Below are 24,824 nucleotides of genomic sequence, written 5' to 3'. Positions count from 1 at the left end.
CGACCCAACGAAGCACCGCTTCGTTGTACGTTCATTACTCCTTCTCAACCACGAGCCGGAGCGTAAACTCATCCATTTCGATCTCGGCAAATTCGGGGCGGGCCGCGTCGCCGTTGAGACCCGCAACCAGATCAAGTTTCAAGGCTTGCACCTCCTGCCGAATGTACTCCTGATTGGCTTCGATAGCCTCGGCCAATACGTCGTTGTTGCGCTCCAGTACGATGCTGATTTTGTCGGTCACGTCGAAGTCGCGGTCTTTGCGCAGGTTCTGAATCCGGTTCACAAAGTCGCGGGCGATACCCTCCCGGCGGAGTTCGTCGGTTACGTTGACATCGAGGGCCACCGTCAAACCACCTTCGCTCGCTACCAGCCATCCGGGAATATCTTCGGTCAGAATTTCCACGTCGGTCAGTTGCAGATCGAACCCGTTGAGGTGCAGCGCACCGGCCGTTTCCAGTTGCTTCAGTTCGGCCTCGGTCATGGCCGTAATGGTAGCCGCTACGTCTTTCATCTGCTTGCCAAAGCGCGGACCGAGCGCCTTAAAGTTGGGCTTCACTTTCTTTTTCAGGATACCCGACGCATCATCCACAAATTCGACGGCTTTCACGTTAACCTCCGACTGAATGAGTGGGGCCACGTGCTCAATCTGCCGACGGGTTTGGGCGTTCAGAACCGGAATCAGCACCCGGCTCAATGGCTGGCGTACTTTCAGCTTATGGCCTTTCCGCAGCGAGTGAACAAGCGACGACACCTGTTGCGCCAGCTCCATCGACGCTTCCAGATCCGAATCAATCCAGTCGGTTTCAACCGGGCACCAATTGGTAAAGTGCACCGAATCGTACTGGAACGGGGTGTTTTTCTCCTTCGACTCTTCGCGCACCCCGTCTGTCAGGTTGTGGTAGAGCCAGTCAGCAAAGAACGGCGCAATGGGCGACATCATCTGTGCCACCACCGCCAGGCAGTGCTGTAGGGTTTCGTAAGCCGCCTGTTTGTCAGTCGCATCGGCTGTTTGCCAGAAACGCCGGCGCGAGAGCCGTACGTACCAGTTCGACAATTGATCGCACACAAAATCCTGCACCAGTCGGCCCGCTTTGGTGGGGTTGTAGCTCTCGAAGGCTTCGGTTACCTCGGCCACCATCGTGTTCAGCTTCGACAGAATCCAGCGGTCCAGCTCCGGCAATTGCTCGCGCGGAATCCGGTTAAACTGATTGATCTGATAGCCATCGATATTGGCATACAGGGCAAAGAAATTGTAGGTATTGAACAGCGTTCCGAAGAACCGCCGTTGTACCTCCCCGATCCCATCAATGTTGAACTTGAGGTTATCCCAGGGCTCGGCGTTGGTAATCATGTACCAGCGCGTTGCATCGGCTCCGTACGTGTCGAGGGTCTGGAACGGATCAATCGCGTTGCCCAGCCGCTTCGACATTTTGTTGCCGTTTTTGTCGAGCACCAGACCCGTCGAAACCACATTTTTGAACGCCACTGAGTCGAACAGAAGCACCGAAATGGCGTGCAGCGTAAAGAACCAGCCGCGTGTTTGGTCGACACCCTCCGAGATAAAATCGGCCGGAAACGACTCGCTGAACACATCCTGATTTTCAAACGGCCAATGCCACTGCGCGTAGGGCATCGCCCCCGAGTCGAACCACACGTCGATCAGGTCGGGCTCACGCTGCATCAGTTGACCTGATTCCGAAACGAGGTAAATCTCGTCGGAGTACGGCCGGTGGAGGTCGAAGGTACCGCCCGCCTTAGCCGCCAGAAAAGCGTTGTTTTTATCAATGTACGCCTGATACTCTGTCTTACCCTGAGCGACCCACTCACTCATTCGCGCATTCGCCCGTTCGCTCATGGTCACCAACTCCTCTACTGACCCGATGCACACCTCATCCTGTCCGTTTTCGCTGCGCCAGATTGGCAGCGGGGTGCCCCAATAGCGGCTGCGGCTCAGGTTCCAGTCGACAAGGTTTTCGAGCCAGTTGCCAAAGCGGCCCGTACCGGTGCTTTCGGGATTCCAGTTGATGGTCTTGTTCAGCTCCACGAGCCGGTCTTTCAAGGCCGTTGTGCGGATAAACCAGCTATCGAGCGGGTAGTACAGAATCGGCTTGTCGGTCCGCCAGCAGTGCGGGTACGGGTGTTCGTATTTTTCGACCCGGAACGCCTTGCCCTCCTCCTTCAGCTTGATGGCGATGAGCACATCCGTCGGGCGGAACTCAGGATCGGCCCGCTCCGCGTCGGAGTAGTATTCTTCTTTGACGTAACGACCCGCGAAATCGGTAACCTCCGGCACAAACCGGCCCTGCCGATCTACAATGGGCACCTCTTTGCCAAACTCATCTTTCACCATAATGGCCGGGATTCCGTTGGCTTGTGCCACCCGGAAGTCATCGGCCCCGAATGTGGGCGAGGTATGTACAACCCCGGTACCATCTTCGGTGGTGACGAAATCGCCCAGAATAACCTTAAAAGCGGGCGCTTCGGGCTGCACATAGGGCAGCAGTTGCTCGTACTCGATACCTTCGAGGTGTTGGCCCTTGAACTCCGAAATCACTGCCCAGGGAATCACCTTGTCGTTGGGCAGGTACGCATCAAAAGCCGACGTATTGGCCGGGTCTTCCACGCGACCTTTTTCGTTGAGCCAACGACCCACCAGCGCCTTCGCCAGAATCACGTGCACCAGCCTGTGCGTGTACGGGTTGAAGGTTTTGACCAGAACATAATCAATGTTGGCCCCGACGGTCAGCGCCGAGTTGGCGGGCAGGGTCCAGGGGGTGGTTGTCCAGGCCAGCACATGCACATCGGCATCATTGGAGTCGAAAAACAGAAACCCCGATTTACCGGTCGGTTTCACCTTGAACATGGCCACAATGGTCGTGTCGCGCACATCGCGGTAGGTGCCGGGCATGTTCAGCTCGTGCGAGCTGAGGCCCGTGCCCGCCTTGGGCGAAAACGGCTGAATGGTGTAGCCTTTGTACAGCAGGTCTTTGTCGTAAAGCCGCTTCAGCAGGTTCCAGACCGACTCGATGTAGTCGTTCTCGTAGGTTACGTACGGGTTTTCCAGGTCAACCCAGTAGCCCATTTTCTCGGTGAGGTTGTTCCACTGATCGGTAAACCGCATCACCGTTTCGCGGCAGCGTTGGTTGTACTCCTCTACCGAAATCGACTTACCGATATCTTCCTTGGTGATGCCCAGTTCTTTTTCAACCTGCAACTCAATGGGCAGGCCGTGGGTATCCCAACCACCCTTGCGCTTCACCTGGAAGCCCTGCAAGGTTTTGTAGCGGCAAAATATATCCTTGATGGTCCGGGCCATCACGTGGTGAATCCCCGGCGCTCCGTTGGCCGAGGGCGGCCCCTCATAAAAGGTAAACGTGGGTCGACCTTCGCGGACGCGCACGGACTCTTCAAATGCGTTGGTTTGTTTCCAATGCTGCAACACCTCAGCCGCGATATGGGCGTAATTGAGGGATTCGTATTGTTTATACTGCGCCATGCTTGAGGAATTAACCGCACGGCCGGTTGTAACTCGGTCTCCGTTCGGTAAAATAACCGCAAAGATACGGCTTTTTTGGTGGAGGATGCAGGATTGATGGCTCGTGAATGACACAGGTTGAGCGGATTTACGCTCATTTTTTTAGGCTTAACGCGTCGGCCACTTTACCAGCCTGCCCCACTCTTTCGCTAACCTTTGCCCACAAACCGGGCCTTCTGTGCGTTATTGCGGTACGCTACCCCACGCACAACCATGAAAATCCTTTTGGTCGAAGACGAGCCCAAAACCGCACAGGCGATTCAGCAAGGGCTGGAAGAGAGTCAGTTTGAGGTCGATATTGCCTACGATGGGATTATTGCCAAACGGCTGGCGCTTAAGAATAGCTACGCAGCCATTATTGTCGATGTGATTATTCCCGGCCTGAACGGCCTCCAGCTGTGTCAGCAACTGCGGGCCGAGGGCATCGGGACACCCATTATGCTCCTGACGGCGCTGGGCGAAACCGACGACAAAATTCTGGGGTTCGATGCCGGGGCCGATCAGTACCTGACCAAGCCGTTTCAGTTTGCCGAGCTGCTGGCGCGGGTTCGCTCCATGACCCGGCGTGGCTCGCCCGTTGCCATGACAGCCCAAACGCTCCGCTACGGTGGGCTTGAAATGAACCTCGACGCCAAAACCGTCACGCGCGACGGGCAGCCTATTGAGCTGACCGCCCGCGAGTTTGCCCTGCTGGAGTTTCTGATGCGCAATCAGGGACGGGTACTCTCGAAACCGCAAATTGCCGAGCACGTTTGGGACATCAACTTCGACTCGGGTACCAACATCGTGGAGGTGTACATCAATTATCTGCGGAAGAAGATCGACCGTGACTTCCCGACCAAACTCATTCATACTCAGTTTGGCATGGGGTACGTTTTCAAAGAAGAATAGCTCGGCAAGAGCAAGCTCTCTGGCTGGGAATGCCTAATTCCCTCTAAGCAAATTCTAAGTTCGTATTCATTTTCTTCTAAGGTCTGTTGGCGCTCTTTGTAGAAAAATTCGCTCAATCATGCATTTTTCTCATGAGTCAACACAAACCACTTCGAGCGGTTCGTCTGGTTAAGCCGGGCGAGCTGCCCTCTCAGCACCAGTCGGGCGGAGCCGAACACCCGCCCAATGGCAAACCACCCCGGCAGACCGATTGGCTACTGGTACTTATGACCGGGTTTGTGCTGCTGTCGCTGCTTATACTTTGGTGGATCAATTCACCGCTTTAAAAGCCCTCTAAGCAGATTCTAAGCCGCACTTAAGTTCCTTCTCAGCTTTGTTTATGTACTTGCACGTAGTTGCCCCACAGGCAACTGCCTTACTTTACTCAACTTACCTATGAAAACGAACATCAAAACCGCGGTGTGCACGGCGATGGCGGGCTTCCTGCTCCCGGCCGTTGCATCTGCCCAGACACCTCCCACGCCAAAGCCCACAACCGATGCCACTACGCTGCTGAGTCTGGGTCGGTATGCCGAAGCCAAAAACCTGCTGCGGCAGGCGGCACAGGCTACGCCCTCTATGCAAACGTATTTTGATGCGGGCTATGGATACCTGCGGGCCGGTCAGCCCGACTCGGCCCGGATTTGGTTTGAAAAAGGGGTACCTATGGACGAGAAACGCGTACCCCTCAACCAAACCGGTGTAGCCATCACGTATCTGGTTCAGAAAAATACGGCTCAGGCCGACGCTCAAATCAAGGCGGTTATCGACCGGAGCAAAGGCAAAAACGCGTCTATTCTGCACCGAATCGGCGAAGCCTACACGGGCTACCTGACTACCGAAGAGGGCTCGTTTAAACCTCGTTACCAGACCGCTAACCCGGCCAAAGCGATTGATTTTCTGAACCGGGCCGCCGAGCGCGACAAGAAAAACGCCGACATCCAACTGACCCTCGGCGATGCCTACTATCTGAATAAGGACGCCGGAACGGCCGTATCGCGCTACGAGAGTGCCCTCGAACTGGGTATGAACCCGTCGCGGGTGTATCAGCGGATGGGCGACATTTACTGGCAGGGCCGCAACCTCAATCTGGCCGTTGAGAATTACAAAAAGGCGGTTGAAGCCAACCCCCAATACGCGCCGGCCTACCGGCAGCTGGCCGAGCTTTACTATCTGGTTAACAAGTACAAAGAGGCCGCCAACTACACCGATCAGTATATTCAGGTAGCGGGCGACAACCGGCCCGAGATGCTGCTGCGGTCGGCGCAATTTCATTTTCTGGCCAATGATTTCCAGAAAGCCGTCGATGTGATTAACCAAAACCGGGCTGCCCTCGGCCAAAACCCGATCATTCACCGGATTGAGGGCTGGGCGTACTCGTCGCTGAAACAGCCCGAAAAAGCCATCGAGAGTTTGCAGACATTCCTGCAAAAAGCCCCCGAAAAGTCGATGCCCGACGATTTCAAGTACCTGGGCCGTGCGTACCTGACCACCGAGTCGGCCGAGGATGATTCGCTGGGGATTACGTTTCTGGAACGGGCGGCCCCGGCCGATACAAGCGAGAACCTGTACAGCGACATTGCCAAGTATTATTACCGAACCAAAAAGCACGCGCAGGCCGTAGCTGCCCTCGACTCGTCGATTGCGCACGGGTTCAAAGCTGATATGCAGGATTTGTTTCGGTACGGCATGAGCAATTACATGCTCGGTTTCGGGCGCGACAGCCTGGGTAAACTTCAGCGCGACACAGTCCGGTTTGCCAAAGCCGACTCGGCCCTGGCTCTGGCGCAGGCAGGCTCTCCCGATTATGCACCCACGGTGCTTTACCGGGCTAAGGCCAATTACTATGCCTATGCACCACAGGAGGCCGTAACGAACGGAAAAGCCAGGGAGCATTTCGAGAAGTTTATCAGCATGATCGAAGGCAAGGAAGAAGACCAGAAACGGTACAAGAATGATCTGGCGCTGGCCTTCAAATACCTGATTTCGTACCACGAGCTGGTTACCAAAGATGCAAGCGCCCGCGCCGAATGGTTGAAGAAAGGGCTGGCCATGCTCCCCGAAAACAAGGATTTAGCCAAGATTTCGGACGGCCCGGCCACCGAAGCCGATGCGCAGTAAGGTAGTCGAGCAGAATTAAATGTATAATGAACAGTGTACAATGTACAATGGAATGGCTGATTGCCAGCAGGTAATCTAATAATTCATTTTACATTATTCACTCACTGAAGAAGATTTGTGTGTAGGTTCTCGTGCGTTTTGCATAGGCGCATGGTAAGTCTAATGAGTGCAAAAAGGGGAGAATATCTGGAACCAGACATTCTCCCCTTTTTGCACTCTATCAGGCTAAAACGGCTTAAATTCCCTCAACGACAAGCAACTGGCCGGTAAGCGGGTATTGCGCCCGTTGTGCATCGGTCACGTTTTCGCCCGCTGTTGTCACAAACAGCCGCCCGTCGGGGTGTACGGCCACCTTGGTCGGGTTCAGGGCGGGGAGGTCAATGGCCCGCAGCAGATCACCTGAGGTTGAGAACTGCCGGATCACATGCCCCCCGTACCCCCCTACCCATATATTCCCCGCCCCGTCGGTTGAGATACCATCGGGCGACGAGTCCCAGGGCCAGGCCAGCCAGTTAGTTTCGGGGCTTTCTGTTTGGGCCAGATAGATGCCTTTCGGTCGTCCTTCGTGTCCAACCGTTTCAACCATCAGCAAGCCCAGTTGCGGGTGCCAAAGCGGCCCGTTACCAATCACAAAGCTGTCGGCAATCAAGGTATGGGTACCGTCGAGGCTATAATGCACAATTTTGCCCAGCACCGACTCGGCATCCATCGCCATCGTGCTGGCGTACAGCGACCCATCTGGTCCCAGACACGCATCATTGAACCGAACCTCGCCGTCGGGGTGCGTCAACGTATCGACCCGTTCAAGGCGCGACTCGCCCCCGTCGAGCAGATCGGCGATGTGCAGCCCCGATTGGAGTCCCACCCAAAAGCGGCCGTCGGGTCGGGGGAGCGCAAAGCCCACGAGTTCGGGCATGTGCCAGGTACGGAGGTTCTGGCCAGCCGCGTCGGACGCATAAATTCGTTTTTGCAGAATATCTACCCACCAGAGCTGTTCGGTGGGCTGATGCCAAAAAGCCCCCTCGCCGAGGGTATGTTGATGCGGATACAGAGTGGTTATGGTTGGTTTGGGCATAGTGTAAGCGGATTAATCAAGACAACGCCGGTTGGGCAACGAGTGTTTATACTGACCCGCTGCCTAACCGGCTGCCAAATTAACGCCCTCTTTGGATGCGATGTACCCAAACCGCTTCTTTTTTGAGACGCTCAGTTTTTCGACTTCGAGCCAATCCGCCCCAGCTTAAGCTTGTACGTAACCCCAATGATAGGCCCGCTCCCCTCGCCACTATGGTTCAACTCCACATCCTTAAACAACGACAGATCAACACTATGCGCTTTGGCCAGTTGCACCTGCACCCCGGCTTTGTACCGAACCTGATCGAAGGAACTACCCAGCCGGTAGAACACATCGGCCGACACGAAAGGGGTAATCCGGGTGCCGGTGCGGTACGATAGCCCCAGTTTATTACGCAGGTAACTACCATCGGCCACCACGGCGTCGTTGTCGTCTTTGAACTGATTCTGATACCGAAGCCGGTAGTCCAGTTCCAGCCTCCGCCCCAGTTTTTGCTCATACGAGACTTCAGCATAAAAGCGGTGATACGGTCGGTAATAATACGTATCGGTTTCTTTGTTTTTTTTCAGGCGGCCCGTGTACCGGTAATACCCCGCTACCTCCCAGTGCTTGTTGATCTTGTACGATACGCCCAACTCACCCAGGTACGCCCGCGTGACCTGCACGTTATCACTAAACCGAATTTGGGCGTTGGCATTAAGCGTCAGTCGTTTAGTGAGCCGAACATCGGTAGCCAGGCCCGTCCAGAGGCCCAGGCTCTCCTGTTGGGCAAACACCGGAACGGTAAGCAAACAGCTGATAATCAGCACTCCGTTAACGAGCCATTGAGTCGGCCGGGGCCGCCACAGACGTGAGGGTTGTAGCATCCTGATAATAGTAAACGGTGATTTTAACGCAATCTTTGAGCAGATCAAACTCCTGAATATCGACCCGGTGCACGGGCAGACCGGTTCGGGCACGCAGGTCGTGGAGTAACTCCGGGCGGAGCGAGGGCTGTAAGAGGTCGAGCCGGTCGTAGTGTACCGGTTTGCTCCACTCGCGCCGGATCAGCCGACCACTCTCTAACCCGTACACGCAACCCAGAATGAGGGCATTGAGCAACAGCAACTGCCCCATGCCCCCGCGAATCACGGCCGAGATTAAACCGAGTGAAATCACGATGAACAGGTATGTCATGTCTTTAGCCGTAAGCCCCTCAGTCCGATACCGCAGCATCGAAAACACGGCAAACAACCCAAAGGCGGCCCCCATGGACAACTGCACCTCGTTGAGCAGGTGGGTAATGAGGAAAATGATCAGGTTAAAGCCAAAGAAAGTCAGAAACAGGTCCGTTTTCCGGTAGATTCGGTAATACACGAGCCCAATGAGCACACCAACCGTTGCCAGATCGATAAGCAGCCGGGTCAACAGGGCTCCCGATATGCCGGTCCAGGCAAACAGACTTTGTGACCACTCAGGATCAGATAAAACTTGCGCGATGCACATGGGTCAATTAATTTACAAATAGCAGTATTTGAGTAGCTTAGCTAACAGTTCAGGCACTCAAATAAGGTTGTAGTTGTTTAAGTCGGGGCTTAAACCGATTATGCTTCAGATCCGGATTCAGACTCAACATACCCAGGCAGTACTTGCTCAGTCCACCCGGCCGCCGGTGTTCGTCCCGCATCAGATCGACAAAAGGCGACGCCTGCCGGGCATCCTGCTTTACTTCGGCAATCACAAGTTGCGAGAAACTCGTTTCGGCCCGGTGGTTTCGGAACGACAGGTTCAGATCGAGCGTAAGCCGCTCAGCCGACACCCGATGTACGAGCGTCAGGCGGGTATAACCCACCCACAACACGGGCAGTAGCTCACTGGGGTTTAGCGGCCGGATTGCCCCGGCGGTTTGCCCCGCCACAAACCCCTGGCTATCAGCATCGAGTCCAAACCGGTACGATGTCCCAAAGGCCCCGTTATCCGGCATAAAACCTCCGCCAAACGGAATCCGGCTCTTGTGCGTACGTCGTTTGTGGCTCTTGTGCTTCACCTCTGTAAACGCCACATCCGACTCTACGTACCAGCGTTGCCGAACCTTGTAGCGCTTGGGCCGCCCGGCCTGATGATCGTGGTACAGGCGCAGGTCGGGCGTGTCGTAATACATGGTTTCGTATGAGCAGCAGGGGTGGTTATCGATGTGCAGCCAGCGGTAATCGGCCCGCAACGCGTCCAGAATGACTGGTAACTCCGGTGCCGATAGCCAGTATTTGGTGTCGGTCCGGTTCATCAGCCGAACGTGCTCCATTTGAGCCAACGTAATTGGTTCAAACCGGTACGCTAGCGCGTCGAGCCGGCCGATGCCGGGCGTATCGTGCCGCCGTGTAGATACCATCAGGTGCAGGGTTATAGAAAATGCAGGGTACAGCCAAATCAGAGCGCTTAACCGCCTAAAGAAAAACGCTACTTCAAAAACTCAACAACGGCCTGATTCCGCGACACCACATGCGCTTTGATCTCGGTCAGGGCACTCGTAAAACTGGCCGCACTGGCAAGATGCGAGTACGGCTTTTGTTCAGTTTCAGTACCGGTCACGTAAGGCATAATCAAGGTGTGGTATTTGTCGAAAAGCGTATTCATGTTGGCCGGGGTAAACACCGACTGGGCAAACTGCCGAACATACTCTTTGTAGCGAGCATAGTACACGGGGTCGGCGGCCACAAAGCGAAGCAGCGGCCAGCCTGTACCCACCTCGGTCATAGCCAGCGACACGGCACTTCGGCCCCCGCCAGCCCCACCGCCCGGTTGTGCTCCACCGCCGGGCGCAGCCCCGCCCCCTACCGTGTTGGTCATCGACATGTTATGATCCCACGGAATCCAGGTCAGCTTTTTGGTGGGGGCATTATAGAGATAATAGTTGTGAGCGATGGCCCCGTACGTATCCCAATTAACAATCGTGTTGTTTACCGCCAGAAACTTCAGGTAATGATCTACGTTAAAGGTTTTCTCCAGATTGGTGCGCCAGGTGGCCGCGTCGGTTGTGCGATTGGTGGCATTTAGGGCCGTAACAAACGCCTGTACGTCGGTGTAGTCGGCCGCAGTTTCGTTATTTTTCTTCTCAAACTGGGTTGCCAGAAACGTCTGAAAGGTCGATTCGGGCTTGTAAATATTCCCTTTATCCTCGCCGAACTGATTCTCGACCATCGTATCGTCGATCACCTCCACCATGGTGTACACTCCGCAATACTTTTTACCCGCCCCAAAGTCAATATACACTTTGTAAAACGCTGTACGGGCTGCCGGAATCCCAGCCATGCGAAACACATCGGCAACTACCTTTTCCCGGATCAACGAGTTATCACTGTAGCCCGGAGACATGCTCAATTCCTTAAAACCGTACAGGCGTTGATCTTTAACTTCAGGGTTGGTGTCCTCAAAATGATCCATTTTCAGCCGAAACGGTAGCTTATAAACCCCCGTCCGCCACGATGACGACAAACTCGAATTGCCCTTGAGCCGAAAACCTACTTTTTCGTACAGCTTCCCGTTAAACCGTACCGGCAAAGCAATGTAGGCCGGGTCGGCCGTGCCGAACTGCCCGGCACCTCCCGCTCCGGGCGCCCCTCCACCGGGGGGCATACCTCCGCCCCCAGCACCGGCGGTTGTACCGCCAGCTCCAAACGCCCCTCCAAATTTGGTCGTCATATCAGCCTGAATGGATTGCCATTCGGCGGCTGTCATGGTAATCTCAAGCGTATTGACTTTGTCCTGCGGGAAAACCACCGCATAATTAGGCTCGGCGCTTTTGCCGTGTGAGGCTTCGGTCCAGTCGGGGTTCGATGAAGCCGAATTTCCAGAGGGGGTAAGCTCGTCGGGGGTCTTGCAACTAACAGTTGCTCCAACAATCAGACAGAGAGTGAGATAGCGAAACGAGTTCATGGTTCAGGCTTTATACGGGTGTCATTCAGCTGTACGCACCTGTACCCCACCGTTGTTGCCTGCCCCTGCGTATTTATACGGATGTGTCGATCTAAGACCCAGTTGTGCCGACCAATTCTATTCCAAAGATGAATACTGATGTATCCCGGAAGGTACACCTCCCCTAAAGTACTCCTCCCCCATGACGAACGTAACCCAACAAAAAGCCCTCTGCATCTTGCTGACACAGAGGGCTTATATCGCGAGCGATCGGGGTTTTACCCAACCGAACCTTCCAGGCTAATTTCTAACAGTTTCTGTGCTTCAACCGCAAATTCCATTGGCAGCTGATTCAAGACTTCCTTCGCATACCCGTTGATAATCAGGGCTACGGCCTGCTCCGTCGGGATGCCCCGTTGGTTGCAGTAGAATAGCTGATCCTCACCGATCTTCGAGGTAGTGGCTTCGTGCTCAACCGTGGCCGATGGGTTTTTCACTTCGATGTACGGGAACGTGTGCGCTCCGCACTTGTCACCCAGCAGCAGCGAGTCGCACTGCGAGAAGTTCCGAGCATTTTCGGCCCGCTTCATCACCTCAACCAGACCCCGGTACGAGTTTTGGCTCTTACCCGCCGAAATTCCTTTCGACACAATCCGGCTTTTTGTGTTCTTGCCAATATGCACCATTTTGGTACCTGTATCGGCCTGCTGCATGTTGTTCGTAACGGCTACCGAATAGAATTCGCCAATCGAGTTATCACCTTTCAGGATAACCGAGGGGTATTTCCAGGTAATAGCCGAACCGGTTTCAACCTGCGTCCACGAGATTTTCGAGTTAGCACCGTCGCAGATACCCCGCTTGGTTACGAAATTGTAAATACCACCGCGACCTTCTTTGTCACCAGGGTACCAGTTCTGCACCGTCGAGTACTTGATCTCGGCATCGGCATGGGCCACCAGCTCAACCACCGCAGCGTGCAACTGATTCTCGTCGCGCATGGGGGCCGTACAGCCTTCCAGATAGCTTACGTACGATCCTTCGTCGGCTACAATCAGGGTCCGCTCAAACTGCCCCGTACCGGCCGCATTAATACGGAAGTAGGTCGACAGTTCCATGGGGCACCGCACCCCTTTCGGGATGTAGCAGAACGAGCCATCGGAGAAGACAGCCGCGTTGAGGGCCGCGAAATAATTGTCTTTAGGCGGTACTACCGACCCTAAATATTTTTTCACCAGTTCGGGATGCTCCTGAACGGCTTCAGAAATAGACGAGAAAATAATACCCCGCTCGGCCAGGTCTTTCTTGAACGTGGTCGCTACCGATACCGAGTCCATGACGGCATCAACCGCCACCGGAGGCCGGTCGCCTTCCTGTTCAACCACACCCGCCAGCCGCTTCTGCTCGTTGAGCGAGATACCGAGCCGCTTGAACGTGTCGAGCAGTTCGGGGTCAATCTCGTCGAGTGAGTTAACGGTTTTCTTTTGCTTCGGGGCCGAATAGTACTTGATGGCCTGATAGTCAATTTTGGGATATTTGACATTAGGCCAATGGGGCTCGGTCATTTCCTGCCACTGCCGGAACGCCTTCAGACGCCACTCAAGGAGCCACTCGGGTTCGTTTTTCTTCGCAGAAATAAACCGTACAATATCTTCGTCTAAGCCTTGAGGAGCCTCATCCGCTTCGATCAGGGTCTCAAACCCGTACTTGTATTCCGAATTGGTGATGCTCTCTAAGAGTTCAACTTCTTTGCTCATAAGGTGTTTGTGATGCGGTTACTGCCGAACCAATGCACAAAAGTAACAATTTACTAAACGGCCCCGTTCCGGTATAGTTCGCAAATCACAGAAACTTTGTGGTTTGTCGACCAGAGCGCGCTATTTGCAACCGTCTTTTAGTCTTCATCCAGCGGAATCGACCGGTTTACGCTTTCTTCGAGCGAGATAAACGTTTCAGTCCGCTGAATGCCCTGTACCTTCTGAATCTTGTCGTGCAGCACTTCGCGTAGGTGGGTGGTATCGCGGCAAACGATCCGGGCAAAGATGCTGTAGATCCCGGTTGTGTAGTGAATATTTACCACTTCCGGAATTTTCATCAGCTGCTCGGCCACTTCAGCATACAGCGAACTTTTGTCTAAGTAAATACCCAGAAAGGCGCTGATGTCCCAACCGAGCTTGGTGTAATCGATCACCAGCTGCGAGCCACGCACAATGCCCATCTGCTCCATTTTCTTCATACGCACGTGCACCGTACCGCCCGACACGTAGATCCGCTTCCCGATTTCGGTGTACGGCATATTGGCATCCTGCATGAGCAGGGAGAGTATTTTTAGATCGGTGTTATCAATTTCTAAATTTTTGTCCATTTCAGAAATGTGATATTTGATGGATTTAAACAAAAGTATGTTTTTTTTGAATGAAATGTAAATTTTAAGAAATTTTGATAAAATATTTGCAATGAATAGAAAAGCTGCCTTACCTTTGCAATGTCAAGTTAATCAAACAACGCCGGGTCAACGGGGTAGAATTTGACAAATTGCTCTTTAACACTGTAGGATGTCGAAATTGGCAGACGTGCCCTCCTGTCTCGGGGGTGGTGATAACGGGATAAACGTAGCATAATGCCGCTCTTCGGAGCGACTGGGGTTGACCACCAGAGTTGTACTATGGCTAACCGCACCGTGGGTGGTTCGAGTCCCCCTCCTACAGCATGATCGTAATGGCGAATGAGACCGCCGATGTGGCTCTTCAATCGCTCTAAACGATTCGATTGGTTTTTAGTTTGTTGATGAAGTGTAATTCGACACACCGACCCATACTTGAGGTCGGTGTTGTTTTTTTATACCCAATTCTTAACTTCCTATTACCCCTTTCCGCTGCGACGACTCCCGCACAATCAGTTGCGTGGGCATCACCTGTGTTTGGCGGGGAACCTCGCCATCGGGGGCTTCAATCTGCGCCAACAGCAGCCGTACCGATTCGAGTCCGATCTCGTTAATGGGTTGGTTCACACTCGATAAGCCCGGCGAGAAAAATGCTGATACCGGCTCGTTGTTGAAACTCACTACGGCCAAATCTTCCGGCACCCGCACACCCCGTTGTTTCATAATGTACAAGGCCGGATAGGCCACCCGATCGCTGATTACCACCAACCCATCGAGCGGTTCGGAGAGATTGGTGATCGACAACGTTTGCATCACGGTGCTTTCCTGCGTGTAATCGCAATGGAAAATGTGCCGATCCGACACGGGTAACTGATGCCGAAGCAGGGCATCGCGATACCCGGCAATTCGCTGATTGCTCAACAGCAGATGCGGGGGGCCTGCCAGAAACCCAATCCGGCTACACCCCTGCTCAATCAGGTGCTCGGTGGCCCCAAATGCGGCCTGATAATTATCAACAATCACTTTCGAAACATCGATTCCCTCGGCGTGCCGGTCAAACAGTACGAGCGGAATGTTTCGCCGGATTAGGCGCTCTACATGCTCGTAATGATCGGTATCGCGCGAAAGCGACATAATAATCCCTTCGACCTGACTACGGAGCAGGTTTTCGAGAGTCGTTTTTTCGCGCAAATACGACTCCTGCGTTTGGCCAACGAGTACACTATAGCCCGCCCGCATGGCGGCATCCTCAATGCTGTTGAGTACAGCCGCAAAAAAATGGTAACTCAGATTGGGAACAATGACCCCGATGGTCCGGGTGCGGCTCTTCAGCAGGCTCTTAGCCAACTGATTGGGCTGATAGTCGAGCTCTTCGGCCAGCCGCATGACAGCGCTTCGGGTATCAGGGTGAATTTCGGGCATACCCCGCAACGCACGCGACACGGTTGAAATTGAAATATTCAGCGACCGGGCTATGTCTTTGATCGTAACGGGCGTAGCCTTCATAAAAATCGAGTTAAAATGTAACTTTTCAAATATTAGCCAATTAAGAAAGACGCTATTCCAGCGCTATACTCGTTTCGTTCGAAAATGTTTGCGTATTGCTAAAGTTTAAAGTTATCAAAAAATAATTATTTCCCGCAAACGTTTGCGGCAACGTTTGCATTGAAAAAACGGCTTACGTAGGTATTTCCGCACTTGACAGGCTTCAAAAAGGCCTATAATTTCAAGGCAACGTCTAAGGAATAGGCATTCGGCCGGTATGTAAAAAAAGGTGAGCTTTTATGGGTAGCTGGCAATCGGATTTTCACTTTTCCAATAAGCCACACCCCATACGTAGCACACTGACAGCATACCGAGCCGGTATTAACCTCACAAACAGGCCGTTTAGCTGCAACGGGCAACGAGCCTCAACCTTGCTTACTTTATGCTGACCAAAACGCTTTCGTTACCGATACGCCAGGCAATTGCTGTGACCGAGATGGCCCAACTGGGTACCGAAAATCTGCGTGAGCAATTTCTGATCGAATCGCTGTTTGAAGCCGACGAGATTCAGTTGGTGTACACCCATTACGACCGCGTCATTACAGGCGGAGCCATGCCTCTGCTCGAAGCCGTTGAACTGCCACCCTACGAGAACCTCAAAACCGAGTTTTTCCTGAAACGGCGCGAGCTGGGCGTCATCAACGTAGGAGGTGCGGGCTCAGTAACAGTGGATGGTGAACCATACGCCCTGAATACGCTCGACGGGCTGTACGTGGGGCAAGGCAGCCAATCGGTGCAGTTTCGGAGCGACGACCCGGCCACCCCGGCCCGGTTCTTTCTGATGTCGGCCCCGGCTCACCACGCTTACCCAACGGCCAAACTGGCTAAGGAAGACGCCAACCCAACCCGACTGGGCGCCCGCGAAACAGCCAACGAGCGCACCATTTACAAATACATTCATGCGGGCGGACTTACGAGTTGTCAACTCGTGATGGGCCTTACGGTGCTGGAGCCGGGGTCTGTCTGGAACACGATGCCCGCCCACACGCACGACCGCCGGATGGAAGTGTACTGCTATTTTGACCTGCACCCCGACCACAGGGTGTTTCACCTGATGGGCCCTCCCCAGCAAACCCGGCACCTTGTGGTGGCCAATCACCAGGCGGTACTGTCTCCGCCCTGGTCGATTCATTCGGGTTGTGGTACCTCGTCGTACTCCTTCATTTGGGGCATGGCGGGCGAGAATATGGATTTTACTGACATGGATTTTACCCCTATTTCTGAACTAAAATGACGTTTCGTTTCCGTTTTTTGATGGTCGGCTTATTGCTGGCTAACCTCTCGTTTGCGCAAGCCCCCGTGGATGTAAAAGGCGCGTTTGCCTTTGCCGCCAAACAATACGAAGGGATGCTCCGTAGCCACCCCGACACGACGCGGTTCCCCCAATCGACCAACCCCGACGGTACTCCCCGCGACATGAAGTCGGACTGGTGGTGCAGCGGCTTTTTTGGCGGCTCGCTTTGGTATCTGTTCGAGCAAACCGGCGACCCCAAGTGGAAAGAGGCCGCCCACAAATGGACTATGGCCGTGGCTAAGGAGCAGTACAATACCCGCACGCACGACCTCGGCTTTATGCTCTACTGCCCGTTCGGCAATGGCTATCGGCTCACCAAAAACCCGGCCTACAAGCCGATCATGCTCACCGGGGCTAAGTCGCTGGCGACCCGGTTCCGGCCCGATTACGGCGTCATTAAGTCGTGGGAGGGTTTCAAAGACCGCGCCGGTAAGCGGTATGAGTATCCGGTTATTATCGACAACATGATGAACCTGGAGTTTTTGTTCTGGGCGGCCCGGGAGTCGGGGAACAAAGACCTGTACAACCTATCGGTAACTCATGCCGACAATACCCTCAAAAATCATTACCGGCCCGATGCCAGCAGCTACCACGTAATCCTGTACGGCGATGGCGGCAAAGTAGAAGCGAAGAAAACCCACCAGGGTGCTGAAGACGAATCGGCCTGGTCGCGGGGACAGGCATGGGGTCTGTACGGTTACACGGTGATGTACCGCGAAACCAAAGACAAGAAGTACCTCGACCACGCCCGGCGCATTGCCAACTTCATGCTCAACCACAAAAATATGCCCGCCGACAAGATTCCGTACTGGGACTTTGACCGGCCGGGCGAGGAACGCGATGCCTCAGCGGGTGCCATTACGGCCGCAGCCCTGCTTGAACTAAGCACGTATGGTGGCCCATCGGCTAAAACCTATTTCAAAAACGCCGAGCAGATGCTGCAAAGCCTTTCGACACCTGCTTACCGGGCTAACCTGGGTGAAAACAACCACTTTATTCTGAAGCATAGCGTAGGCCACAAACCCGGCAACAGCGAAATAAATACCCCGCTGGTGTACGCCGATTATTACTACCTGGAGGCACTGCTTCGGTACGATGCCCTCCGCAAGAAAGGCGGCCAGAAATCGTAACTCAACCCCTCTGAATTCACACAACCTATTTTGCTACTAACTTCTATGAGAACCCCAAAACATTCAACACCCTCGACCCAGGAGAATCGCCTGCCGGGACTCGCCAGTCCGGGACTCGCCAGTCCTCCGGGCGTAAAGCGGCTGGTGTGCGGCTCTGCCCTGCTGGTGGCCCTGATGATTCCCGGCCTTAGCCTGGCCCGCCCCGAACGGCCTATTTTGGTCGCCGTGGCCGATCAGGGCGTTTCGGGCCGCGTAACCGACGAGAAAGGCGAAGGCCTGCCGGGTGTCAGCGTAACACTGCGCGGCACTAACCGTGGTACCACTACCGACAATACCGGTAAGTTTCAGATTTCGGTGCCCGGTCCCGATGCCGTACTGGTGTTCAGCTTTGTTGGGTACGCCCGGCAGGAGATTACGGTAGGCAACCGCCAATCGTTCAATGTGCAGCTGGTGTCCGATGAGCAGAATCTGAGCGAAGTAGTCGTGGTGGGTTACGGTACCCAGCGCAAGAGCGATATTACGGGCTCGGTGGCTTCGGTAACGGCCAAAGAGATTCGGGCGGTACCCGTCACGGGCGTTGGACAGGCCCTGCAGGGCCGCGCGCCGGGCGTATTCGTAACGCAGGCCTCCAACGCGCCGGGCGGTGGGGTAAGCATCCGCGTACGGGGTGGCAACTCCATCAACGCTGGCAACGAACCGCTGTACGTGATCGACGGATTTCCGGTGTACAACGAAAACGGCCCCAACCTGAACCCCAACGACATTGAGTCGATGGAGATTCTAAAAGATGCCTCGGCCACAGCTATTTACGGCTCACGGGGGGCAAACGGGGTGGTACTGATCACCACCAAACGCGGTAAGGCGGGCCAGAACCGCATCGAATTCGACTCGTATTATGGAGTGCAGAACGTGCGTCGGCAGATTCCGATGCTCAACGCGACTGAGTACGCTCAGTTGGTCAATGAAGCGCAGACTAATGCCGGGCGGCAGCCTGTGTTTACCAACGAACAGATTGCCGGATTCGGTGAAGGCACCAACTGGCAAAACGAGATTTTCCGGGCCGCGCCGATGCAGAATTACCAACTGACAGCCTCAGGCGGTAACGACAAAACCCGCTACGCCGTATCGGGTAACTACTTCGATCAGCAGGGGGTTATCATCAATTCAAAGTTCGACCGGGGCTCGCTGCGGTTCAATTTCGACCACAAGCTGAACGACAAATTCAGTCTCGGTACCAACCTCAATCTGGTGCGTACCCGGACATTTGCCGTACCTACCGATGCCGATGGTGGCAACGGAGCGACCGTGGTGTACTCGGCTCTGAACTTCTCGCCCACGCAACCGGTGTACAACCCCGACGGTACGCTCGTGGTGTTCAACACACCGGGCAGGATTCAGATCGGCTCACCGGTGGCTCAGGCCCTCGGTACGTCAAACCAGACCGTAGGCACCCGTTTGCTGGGCAATGTATTTGTTGATTACCGAATTATTCCGGGCCTGACGTTCCGTACGAGCTTCGGTACCGACATCAATTACAGCAAAAACAGCTTCTACATCTCACGGCTCACGGCTTCGGGCGCGCAGCTGGGCGGTCAGGGTGCCATTCAGAACAACCAGACCAGTAACTGGCTGAACGAAAACACGTTGACCTACAACAAAACGTTTAACTCGATTCACAACGTGACGTTGCTGGCGGGCTACACCATGCAGGGCAACCGGTTTGAGAGCGTGCGGGCGGTGTCGCAGGGCTTTGCCAACGACAACCTGACGTTCTACAACCTCGGCGGAGCCTCTACCCCGCTCATTCCGGCCTCGTCGGCGGCCCTCTGGCAATTGAACTCATACATCGGCCGGGTCAACTACGACTATGCCGGTAAGTATCTGGTAACGGCTACCGTACGGGCCGACGGTTCGTCGCGGTTCGGGACGGGCAACAAGTGGGCCGTGTTCCCATCGGGTTCGGTAGCGTGGCGTTTGTCGGAAGAAGACTTCCTGAAAGGCAACCCCGTGCTGAATGATCTGAAACTGCGCGTGAGCTACGGCTTGAGCGGTAACCAGGAAATTGGTCAGTACCAGTCGCTGGCAACGCTCGGCACCCAAAACGCCAACTTCAACAATACGGTAGCCATCGGGATCGGGCCTACGCGGGTAGCCAACCCCGACCTGCGCTGGGAAACCACCGCACAAGCCAATATCGGGGTGGATTTGGGTCTATGGAACAATCGTCTGACCCTGACCGCCGACGTGTACGACAAGAAAACGACCGACCTGCTGCTGTCGGTACCCCTGCCGTTTGTATCGGGCTATGCATCGGCCCTGCAAAACCTCGGCAGTATCCGCAACCGGGGTGTCGAACTGGGGATCAACTCGGTGAATACGACGGGCGCTTTCCGTTGGACCACGTCGTTCAACATTGCCGGCAACCGCAACAAAGTACTCGATCTGGGTAGCCAGCGTGAGTTTCCGGCGGGTGAGTCGAGCGGACACCTTCAGCTACCCAACTCGGGTCTGGTACGGGTAGGTGAGCAAGTGGGCTTGTTCTTCGGTCTGCGGTCAAACGGTATCTTCCAGAATCAGGCCGAGGTTGATGCATCGGCGCAGAAAACGGCCCGCCCCGGCGACATTCGCTATGTGGACCAGGATGGCAACGGCGTAATCAACCAGAGCGACCGCGTGATTCTGGGGTATGCCCAACCGAAGTTTTTCGGTGGTCTGACCAACACGTTCTCGTACAAAGGGTTTGAGCTGAGCATTTTCATGCAGGGCACCTACGGCAACAGCATCTTCAACATCAACCGGTTTGAGTTGGAGTCGCTGACGGGTGTGAGCAACCAGTCGCGCCGGGTACTCGACCGCTGGACGCCCACCAACCCCAGCACGACTATGCCGCGCGCCAATGCTGTGGGTAACGCCTACGTGATTTCGGACCGCCAGATTGAAGACGGCTCGTACCTGCGGGTGAAAAACGTGAACTTCTCGTACACCCTGCCCCAGACCATTAGCCGGAAGGTGAAAATGAACAACGTAAAAGTGTACGTGAGCGCGCAGAACCTGCTGACGTTTACCAACTACACGGGCTTCGATCCGGAGGTGAACCGGTTTGGGCAGAACACCCTGAGCCAGGGCACCGACTACGGCAGCTACCCCGGTAGCCGGATTTTCCTCGGCGGCTTAGTACTTGGCTTCTAATCTTTCATCTGCGAAAAACCATGAAAATCAACCATATTCTTTATTCGTCTCTGCTGGTGCTGGGCTTGTCGGCCTGCTCACTGGAAGAAACGCCCCCCTCGGCACTGGCTCCCGTAAACTTTTACACCAGCGCCGGCGATGCTGTAGCGGCCGTCAATGCCGTGTACGACGTTGCCAACCAGATTGGCGATCAGAGTCGGAACTTCATTATCATGGGCGACATTCCGTCCGACGATATGAACCTGCTGCTCAACAACGCCGACCGGATTCAGATCTGGAGTTTTCAGACCATCCCAACCAACGGTATTGTGGCCCAGTCGTGGCAGATTCTGTACCAGGGCGTAAACCGGGCCAACACGGCCATTGAGCGGATTCCGGGAATTCAGATGGACGAAAACCTGAAAAAACGGCTCGTGGGCGAGGCCAAATTCATGCGGGCGTTCTACTACTTCTACCTCGTTCGCTGGTGGGGTGGCGTGCCCTTAATGCTGACCGAAACCAAATCATTGGCCGATGGCCGCGATGTGAAGCGGGCTACGGCCGACGAGGTGTACGCGCAGATCATCAAAGACCTGACCGATGCCGAAACGGCGCTCCCCGACCGGTTTACCGGGGCCGATCTCGGTCGCGCAACGGCGGGCTCGGCCAAGGCCATGCTGGCTAAGGTGTACCTGCAACGGAAAGACTTCACCAACGCCCGGACCAAGTCGAAAGAGGTAATCGACAACGCGGCCAAGTACGGCTATGGCCTGTTCGACCGGTACGCCGATGCCTTTGCTATTTCGAACAAAAACGGCCGGGAGTCGGTCTTCGAGATTCAGTTTGTGGGGCAGGGCACCGGCCAGGGTAGCGGTATGGTTACGTACTTCGCGCCCGAAAACTCACCCGTTACGGGTCGGGGCTTCGGGTCATTTTTCCCGACTACGGAGTTCTACAACAGCTTCGACCCAACCGACAAACGGCGTGAGTTATTCATCAACTCGTATGTAGATGGCGGGGGCCGTACGGTCAACACGTTCCAGCATTTCAATAAATACCAGGACCCCTCGGCGCGGGCATTTGGCGACGCCAACAACAACTTCCCGATTATCCGGTACGCCGATGTCTTACTGATGTTTGCCGAAGCCGAAAACGAGCTGAACGGTCCCACGGCATTAGCTCTCAACGCAGCCAATCCGATTCGTCGGCGGGCCTTTGGATTCGGACTCAACGCTACCTCGCCGGTCGACTTCACGGCTGCTTTGGGTAAAGAAGGATTCCGGCAACGTCTCTACGACGAGCGCCGGTGGGAGTTCAACGCCGAAGGCCAACGCTGGTTTGATCTGGTACGCACGGGCCGTCTGGTGAGTGTGTTGAAGGCAAAGGGGAAAGAAAACGTGCAGGAAAAACATAACCTGTTCCCGATTCCGCAGCGCGAAATCGACCTGAACCCAAACCTGACGCAAAACCCGAATTACTAAGCCGGGGCTCGCCATAAATAGCAACGCCCCCGCCGAGAAATCGGCGGGGGCGTTGCTATTTATGGTTTTTGGTTTATGGTTTTTAGTTTCTGGTGTTAGCTGCACAAAGGCTGTACGCAGACAGCAAACTTTCTACAACCAGAAACGACAAACCAAAAACTATGAACCCTCCAGAAGCTATTCTTCTTTCATATTGTGGTACACGTTCTGCACGTCGTCGTCCTCTTCGATTTTTTCGAGCAGTTTCTCTACATCGGCCACCTGTTCTTCGGTTAGCTCCTTCGTATCGTTGGGGATACGCTGAAACTCGGCCCCTTTGATTTCGTAGCCTTTGCCTTCGAGGAATTTCTGGATGCTGCCAAACGCCGTAAACTCGCCGTAGATTACCAGTTGGCCGTTTTCTTCGTCGAATTCGATTTCGTCACCACCCACGTCGATCAGTTCCAGTTCGAGTTCTTCGGTGTCCACGCTATCGTCGGCGGCAATCCGAAACACACTCTTCCGGTCGAACATAAAGTCGGTCATACCGCTGGTGCCGAGGCTCCCCCCGCACTTGCTGAAATAGCTCCGAATGTTGGCTACAGTCCGGTTATGGTTATCGGTCGCTGTTTCAATTACAATGGCAATACCGTGGGGTGCGTATCCTTCGTAGGTGATTTCTTTGTAATCCTCCTGCTCTTTTGAAGAAGCCTTCTTGATGGCCCGCTCCACATTTTCTTTGGGCATGTTGGCGGCCTTGGCATTCTGAATGATCGCCCGTAGTCGGCCGTTGGTGTCGGGGTCGGGGCCACCGCTTTTCACCGCCATCACGATGTCTTTACCAATGCGGGTGAAGGTCTTAGCCATTTGCCCCCACCGTTTCATTTTCCGGGCTTTCCGGTATTCAAACGCGCGTCCCATTATTTTTAAAGTTTGCAGTTTTCAGTCTTCAGTTTTCAGTTGCGCGAAGCGGTTTTGATGCGTACGCCAAACTGAAAACTGAAGACCGAAAACTGTAAACTGTTTAGAGTTATATAGTTGTCAATTCAGTAAATTCAATTTCGATCTGCCCGCGCAGGAGGTCTTCAAACGTTTCGCGCTCCCGAATCAGGTGGGCTTGTCCGTCGTATACCATTACCTCGGCCGGGCGCCCACGCATGTTGTACGTAGAAGCCATCATGAAGCCATAAGCCCCCGCGTTTTCAAACGACAACACATCATTGGTGCGTACTTCGGGCAGAAGCCGGTCGGTGGCAAAGGTATCGGTCTCGCAAATGTAGCCAACCACCGTGTACAGTTTTTCGGGGCCTTCGGGGTTCGAGACATTGATAATGTCGTGCCAGGCGTCGTACATCATAGGCCGGATGAGGTGATTCAGACCCGTATCAACCTGCACAAATGTACGGGTCGGGTTTTCTTTCACCACGTTGACATTGGCCAGCAAATGCCCTGACTCGCTCACGAGCAACTTGCCCGGCTCAAACCACAGCTCGATGTTACGGCCGTAGCGGGCACAAAATGCCTTGAAAGCTGCCGAAACTTTCTGCCCCAGCTCGGCCAGATCGGTGGCATGGTCGCCCTCGCGGTAGGCCACCTTAAAGCCGCTACCAAAATCCATAAACCGCAGGTCGGGGAAATCGGAAGCGAGGTCGAACAAAACATCGGCAATTTTGAGGAACGTGTTGCCATCTTTAAAATCGGAGCCCGTATGAATATGCAACCCGATTACCGGAATGCCGTACTGCTCAACCAGAGCCTTAATCTGCGGCCGGTACTGGTTCGGAATCCCAAATTTCGAGTCGGCATGACCCGTCTGGATTTTGAGGTTCCCCCCATCGATAATACTCGGGTTGATTCGGATACAAATCGGTACAGCAGCCCCGTAGGTTTGCCCAATCTGCTCAATGAGTGGCAGGCTATCCGCGTTAATGGTCAGTCCCAGCTCGATAGCCTCCTGAATCTCAGCGAACCGGTTACCACTTGGCGTGTACATAATCTGCGACGGCTCGTAGCCGGCCCGCATCGCCAGCCGGGCCTCGTTGACCGACACTACGTCGACCTCCACACCCTGGCTCCGCATCAGCTTCAGAATCGACAGGTTCGAGAGGGCTTTCAGGGCGTATTTTATCTTAAGGTCCACGCCGGTGAAGGACGACCGAAGCAAGTCGATTTTTTGAATAATTTTGTCGGCATCATACACGTATGTCGGCAGGCCAAACTGGTTGGCAATGTCGAGCACCGGGACACCCTGAATCTGATACGAGCGGTTTTCTAAATACATACTGGCCTAAAATT

Annotated in this window: 18 protein-coding genes; 7 read left to right on the top strand and 11 right to left on the bottom strand. The window is 54.5% G+C overall.

What is annotated here, in order from left to right; genetic code table 11:
* Positions 1–34: 34 nt before the first annotated feature.
* Positions 35–3,496, bottom strand: a complete 3,462-nt coding sequence (gene ileS, locus RUDLU_RS0121475) for an isoleucine--tRNA ligase (RefSeq protein ID WP_019990495.1) — start codon at positions 3,494–3,496, stop codon at positions 35–37.
* Between the two features lie 252 nt (positions 3,497–3,748).
* Here ileS and RUDLU_RS0121470 point away from each other — a divergent pair, with 252 nt between their 5' ends.
* The 3 genes from RUDLU_RS0121470 to RUDLU_RS0121460 all read left to right on the top strand — a co-directional run bounded on the left by RUDLU_RS0121470 (position 3,749) and on the right by RUDLU_RS0121460 (position 6,586).
* On the top strand, positions 3,749–4,426 hold the full coding sequence (locus RUDLU_RS0121470) for a winged helix-turn-helix domain-containing protein (protein ID WP_027303279.1): 678 nt from the start codon (positions 3,749–3,751) through the stop codon (positions 4,424–4,426).
* A 131-nt stretch (positions 4,427–4,557) separates the two neighbouring features.
* Positions 4,558–4,752: a hypothetical protein gene (locus RUDLU_RS0121465; RefSeq protein WP_019990493.1), complete on the top strand. Its 195-nt coding sequence runs from the start codon at positions 4,558–4,560 to the stop codon at positions 4,750–4,752.
* Positions 4,753–4,861: 109 nt separating this feature from the next.
* A complete protein-coding gene (locus RUDLU_RS0121460) occupies positions 4,862–6,586 on the top strand; it encodes a tetratricopeptide repeat protein (RefSeq protein ID WP_019990492.1) in 1,725 nt (574 codons plus the stop codon).
* A gap of 235 nt (positions 6,587–6,821) precedes the next feature.
* Here RUDLU_RS0121460 and RUDLU_RS0121455 read toward each other — a convergent pair whose 3' ends face one another.
* The 8 genes from RUDLU_RS0121455 to RUDLU_RS0121420 form a co-directional block, all read right to left on the bottom strand.
* On the bottom strand, positions 6,822–7,661 hold the full coding sequence (locus tag RUDLU_RS0121455) for an SMP-30/gluconolactonase/LRE family protein (RefSeq protein WP_019990491.1): 840 nt from the start codon (positions 7,659–7,661) through the stop codon (positions 6,822–6,824).
* 131 nt (positions 7,662–7,792) lie between these two features.
* Positions 7,793–8,527 (bottom strand): DUF2490 domain-containing protein, encoded by a 735-nt coding sequence (locus RUDLU_RS0121450; protein ID WP_157580340.1) that lies wholly within the window; start codon positions 8,525–8,527, stop codon positions 7,793–7,795.
* Entirely contained in the window at positions 8,475–9,146 is a 672-nt protein-coding gene (locus RUDLU_RS0121445) for a DUF4956 domain-containing protein (protein ID WP_157580337.1), read from the bottom strand. Before RUDLU_RS0121445 ends, RUDLU_RS0121450 begins: the two co-directional genes overlap by 53 nt.
* Before the next feature lie 49 nt (positions 9,147–9,195).
* Entirely contained in the window at positions 9,196–10,029 is an 834-nt protein-coding gene (locus RUDLU_RS0121440) for a polyphosphate polymerase domain-containing protein (RefSeq protein ID WP_019990488.1), read from the bottom strand.
* 68 nt (positions 10,030–10,097) lie between these two features.
* Complete coding sequence (locus RUDLU_RS0121435) at positions 10,098–11,573, bottom strand: CotH kinase family protein (RefSeq protein ID WP_019990487.1); 1,476 nt, start codon at positions 11,571–11,573, stop codon at positions 10,098–10,100.
* 257 nt (positions 11,574–11,830) lie between these two features.
* Complete coding sequence (gene sufB, locus RUDLU_RS0121430) at positions 11,831–13,306, bottom strand: Fe-S cluster assembly protein SufB (RefSeq protein ID WP_019990486.1); 1,476 nt, start codon at positions 13,304–13,306, stop codon at positions 11,831–11,833.
* A gap of 137 nt (positions 13,307–13,443) precedes the next feature.
* On the bottom strand, positions 13,444–13,914 hold the full coding sequence (locus RUDLU_RS0121425; protein WP_019990485.1) for an Lrp/AsnC ligand binding domain-containing protein: 471 nt from the start codon (positions 13,912–13,914) through the stop codon (positions 13,444–13,446).
* A gap of 486 nt (positions 13,915–14,400) precedes the next feature.
* The gene (locus RUDLU_RS0121420) at positions 14,401–15,438 is read right to left on the bottom strand and encodes a LacI family DNA-binding transcriptional regulator (protein WP_019990484.1); all 1,038 of its coding nucleotides are present in this window, start codon (positions 15,436–15,438) and stop codon (positions 14,401–14,403) included.
* A gap of 421 nt (positions 15,439–15,859) precedes the next feature.
* On the opposite strand from RUDLU_RS0121420, the gene kduI reads away from it, so the two are divergent.
* From kduI to RUDLU_RS0121400, 4 genes are read left to right on the top strand one after another with little or no spacing between them, the layout of a single operon-like run.
* Complete coding sequence (kduI, locus tag RUDLU_RS0121415) at positions 15,860–16,711, top strand: 5-dehydro-4-deoxy-D-glucuronate isomerase (RefSeq protein ID WP_019990483.1); 852 nt, start codon at positions 15,860–15,862, stop codon at positions 16,709–16,711.
* Positions 16,708–17,901: a glycoside hydrolase family 88 protein gene (locus RUDLU_RS0121410; protein ID WP_019990482.1), complete on the top strand. Its 1,194-nt coding sequence runs from the start codon at positions 16,708–16,710 to the stop codon at positions 17,899–17,901. Before kduI ends, RUDLU_RS0121410 begins: the two co-directional genes overlap by 4 nt.
* Before the next feature lie 45 nt (positions 17,902–17,946).
* A complete protein-coding gene (locus tag RUDLU_RS0121405) occupies positions 17,947–21,090 on the top strand; it encodes a SusC/RagA family TonB-linked outer membrane protein (protein WP_019990481.1) in 3,144 nt (1,047 codons plus the stop codon).
* 20 nt (positions 21,091–21,110) lie between these two features.
* Complete coding sequence (locus RUDLU_RS0121400) at positions 21,111–22,550, top strand: RagB/SusD family nutrient uptake outer membrane protein (protein ID WP_019990480.1); 1,440 nt, start codon at positions 21,111–21,113, stop codon at positions 22,548–22,550.
* A 177-nt stretch (positions 22,551–22,727) separates the two neighbouring features.
* Here the strand turns inward: RUDLU_RS0121400 and RUDLU_RS0121395 are convergent, their stop codons facing one another.
* Together RUDLU_RS0121395 and lysA are read right to left on the bottom strand one after the other, a co-directional pair.
* Entirely contained in the window at positions 22,728–23,450 is a 723-nt protein-coding gene (locus RUDLU_RS0121395; RefSeq protein ID WP_019990479.1) for a YebC/PmpR family DNA-binding transcriptional regulator, read from the bottom strand.
* A gap of 109 nt (positions 23,451–23,559) precedes the next feature.
* Positions 23,560–24,810: a diaminopimelate decarboxylase gene (gene lysA, locus RUDLU_RS0121390; protein ID WP_019990478.1), complete on the bottom strand. Its 1,251-nt coding sequence runs from the start codon at positions 24,808–24,810 to the stop codon at positions 23,560–23,562.
* Positions 24,811–24,824 lie beyond the last annotated feature (14 nt).

Origin of the sequence: Rudanella lutea DSM 19387, assembly GCF_000383955.1 — a bacterium.
In the GTDB taxonomy this organism is placed as follows: domain Bacteria; phylum Bacteroidota; class Bacteroidia; order Cytophagales; family Spirosomataceae; genus Rudanella; species Rudanella lutea.
Note: the sequence above shows the minus strand (reverse complement) of the source record. Positions and strands in the feature narration are given on the sequence as shown.

Bases quoted from the DNA above. Each gene is read 5' to 3' on its own strand.
- RUDLU_RS0121435 (WP_019990487.1), bottom strand. From the start codon at position 11,573: ATGAACTCGTTTCGCTATCTCACTCTCTGTCTGATTGTTGGAGCAACT.
- kduI (WP_019990483.1), top strand. From the start codon at position 15,860: ATGCTGACCAAAACGCTTTCGTTACCGATACGCCAGGCAATTGCTGTG.
- RUDLU_RS0121445 (WP_157580337.1), bottom strand. From the start codon at position 9,146: ATGTGCATCGCGCAAGTTTTATCTGATCCTGAGTGGTCACAAAGTCTG.
- RUDLU_RS0121440 (WP_019990488.1), bottom strand. From the start codon at position 10,029: ATGGTATCTACACGGCGGCACGATACGCCCGGCATCGGCCGGCTCGAC.
- RUDLU_RS0121395 (WP_019990479.1), bottom strand. From the start codon at position 23,450: ATGGGACGCGCGTTTGAATACCGGAAAGCCCGGAAAATGAAACGGTGG.
- RUDLU_RS0121455 (WP_019990491.1), bottom strand. From the start codon at position 7,661: ATGCCCAAACCAACCATAACCACTCTGTATCCGCATCAACATACCCTC.
- RUDLU_RS0121465 (WP_019990493.1), top strand. From the start codon at position 4,558: ATGAGTCAACACAAACCACTTCGAGCGGTTCGTCTGGTTAAGCCGGGC.
- sufB (WP_019990486.1), bottom strand. From the start codon at position 13,306: ATGAGCAAAGAAGTTGAACTCTTAGAGAGCATCACCAATTCGGAATAC.
- RUDLU_RS0121400 (WP_019990480.1), top strand. From the start codon at position 21,111: ATGAAAATCAACCATATTCTTTATTCGTCTCTGCTGGTGCTGGGCTTG.
- RUDLU_RS0121420 (WP_019990484.1), bottom strand. From the start codon at position 15,438: ATGAAGGCTACGCCCGTTACGATCAAAGACATAGCCCGGTCGCTGAAT.
- ileS (WP_019990495.1), bottom strand. From the start codon at position 3,496: ATGGCGCAGTATAAACAATACGAATCCCTCAATTACGCCCATATCGCG.
- RUDLU_RS0121410 (WP_019990482.1), top strand. From the start codon at position 16,708: ATGACGTTTCGTTTCCGTTTTTTGATGGTCGGCTTATTGCTGGCTAAC.
- RUDLU_RS0121405 (WP_019990481.1), top strand. From the start codon at position 17,947: ATGAGAACCCCAAAACATTCAACACCCTCGACCCAGGAGAATCGCCTG.
- RUDLU_RS0121425 (WP_019990485.1), bottom strand. From the start codon at position 13,914: ATGGACAAAAATTTAGAAATTGATAACACCGATCTAAAAATACTCTCC.
- lysA (WP_019990478.1), bottom strand. From the start codon at position 24,810: ATGTATTTAGAAAACCGCTCGTATCAGATTCAGGGTGTCCCGGTGCTC.
- RUDLU_RS0121470 (WP_027303279.1), top strand. From the start codon at position 3,749: ATGAAAATCCTTTTGGTCGAAGACGAGCCCAAAACCGCACAGGCGATT.
- RUDLU_RS0121450 (WP_157580340.1), bottom strand. From the start codon at position 8,527: ATGCTACAACCCTCACGTCTGTGGCGGCCCCGGCCGACTCAATGGCTC.
- RUDLU_RS0121460 (WP_019990492.1), top strand. From the start codon at position 4,862: ATGAAAACGAACATCAAAACCGCGGTGTGCACGGCGATGGCGGGCTTC.